Below are 1937 nucleotides of genomic sequence, written 5' to 3'. Positions count from 1 at the left end.
CCCGAGGACCGGGTCCCGCCCCTGCGGCGTTCCGTGGCAGCGGCGCTCAGCCGTCGTACGGCTCCTTGTCGTTGAACAGCCGCATGCCGGGGATGGTCAGGTCGCCGCCGAACTGGCCCGCCTGCACCGCCTTGGCGTTCGTCAGGGTGAGGTCCAGCGGGATCGGCACCGCGCCCAGCAGGTCCCACAGCCACTTCGGCAGGGTGTCCGGGGTGAGCGTGATGGTGCCCAGGTCGATCGGGACCGGCAGGCCGTAGACCGCCGCCAGGTTGCCCGACAGGCTCTCCACGTACATGGTGATCGGCCCGTTGCGCATGGTGGAGGTCGAGCCCTGACGGCTCTTCACGTGGAAGGTGAGGCCGGGGATCTGGATGGTCGACATGTCCAGGTTCTCGATGTCGACGCTGGCGGTGGTGAACTTCAGCACCCGCTTGGTGCCGCTCTCCGTGGTGACGTCGTAGACGCCGTTGAACACCGAGCCGTGCAGCGCCAGCCGGGTCGAGTGCAGCACCCAGTTCTGGTCCGGCACCACGTGGCCCGACGGGGCCGCCTTCGCGGCCAGGCCGCGGGCGTCCACCAGGCAGTTCGGGTCCTCCGGGGCGGAGGCGGACGGCGACGGGGCCGGGTCGGCGGCGGCCTTGGGCGTGCCGCCCTTCGGGGCCGGGCCGGCGGACGGCTGCGCGGGCGCCGGGGAGGGCTGCTCGGCGGCCGGGGGCGTCGCGGAGGGGGCCGGCGCGGCCGGCTGCCCGCTCGGCGGGGGCGCCGAGGACGGCGTCGGAGCCGGGGTGGGGGTCGGCGTCGGGGTGGGCGAGGCGCTCGGGTGGACCAGGTTGTTCCACCAGTCCTCGATCGACCCGGCCTGCGTCACCCCGCTGCCCGGAGCCGCGCCCGCCTTCGGCACGGTGTAGACGGCGGAGCTCACGGCGGGCGCGCCGCCGGTGAGGGTGGCGGGCACCGCGGCGGCGCTGCCCGCGGCGGGCTGCCCGGCGGCGGCCGCCCGGGACACCGAGGACTCCGGCGCCACCTTGATCTCGCTCTTCGGGACGGGCGTCTCCTTCAGCACCGCGTCCGGGGCGCAGTTCCCGGCCTGCGGGTCGGCGGCCACCGCCAGCGTCGGGGTGTAGGCGGCGCCGACCAGCAGCGCGGTCGGCACGGCGGCGATCGCCAGCACCCGCCCGCGCAGACGCGAGCGCGCCCCCTCGCGGGGCTCCGCGTGCCGGGGGCCGGGAACGGCGGGACGGTCGGCGCCGGTCACCGCTGCTCCTCCTCGGCGGGGGCGTGCGGGGCGTCGTGCTGCGGAGCGTCGTGCTGCGGAGCGTCGTGCTGCGGGGCGGCGGTCTGCGCGGCGGCGCCGTACTCCAGCGGCTGTTCGGCGGCGGCCTGCGCGGGCAGCGGGGCGGTCGGCGCCTGCGCTGCGTCCTGCGCCGCGTCCTCGGCACCGGCCTCGGCGGGGGCGGGCAGCGGCGCCCAGGAGACCAGCAGGCCGCCGGCCAGCAGGCCGAACAGCAGGCCCAGGCCGAGGCCGCCGAAGTTGGAGATCGGGAGGGAGACCAGCGCCAGGACGGTGGTCGCCACCCCGCAGAAGACCCGCACCATCGGCTGGAACCAGGCGGTCAGGCCCAGCGCGATCATCATCAGGCCGATGATCAGCGACCCGGCCCCGGCGGTGGTGGCCAGCGCGATCGTGAGACCGGACAGGCTGATGTTGCCGTACGGGAGGTAGAGGATCGGCACGCTGGCGACGAGCGCGAACAGCCCGCCCCAGAACGGGCGGGTGCGCCGCCAGCTGCGGAACCCCCGCCGGATGCGGCCGACCAGACCGGCCGGCCCCACGGGTCCGGCCTCGACGGTTGCGCTGGACATGGTGCGACTCCTCGATGGTGGTCCGAGGGAAGGGGGATCGGGGGCCCCGGGAGCGCCGGGGCGCGGTCCGAGGG

2 protein-coding genes are annotated in these 1937 nt (G+C 76.3%); both read right to left on the bottom strand.

Annotated elements, in window-relative coordinates; translation table 11 throughout:
- Positions 1-46: 46 nt before the first annotated feature.
- Entirely contained in the window at positions 47-1255 is a 1209-nt protein-coding gene (locus ACFUEL_RS39175; protein WP_380242913.1) for a hypothetical protein, read from the bottom strand.
- On the bottom strand, positions 1252-1863 hold the full coding sequence (locus tag ACFUEL_RS39170) for a DUF6114 domain-containing protein (protein WP_380242911.1): 612 nt from the start codon (positions 1861-1863) through the stop codon (positions 1252-1254). The genes ACFUEL_RS39175 and ACFUEL_RS39170 overlap by 4 nt, the downstream gene beginning before the upstream one ends.
- Positions 1864-1937 lie beyond the last annotated feature (74 nt).

Origin of the sequence: Kitasatospora sp. NPDC057198 (assembly GCF_042670125.1) — a bacterium.
Taxonomy (GTDB): domain Bacteria; phylum Actinomycetota; class Actinomycetes; order Streptomycetales; family Streptomycetaceae; genus Kitasatospora.
The sequence above is the reverse complement of the archived record's forward strand: the minus strand, read 5'-3'. Positions and strand labels throughout refer to the sequence as shown.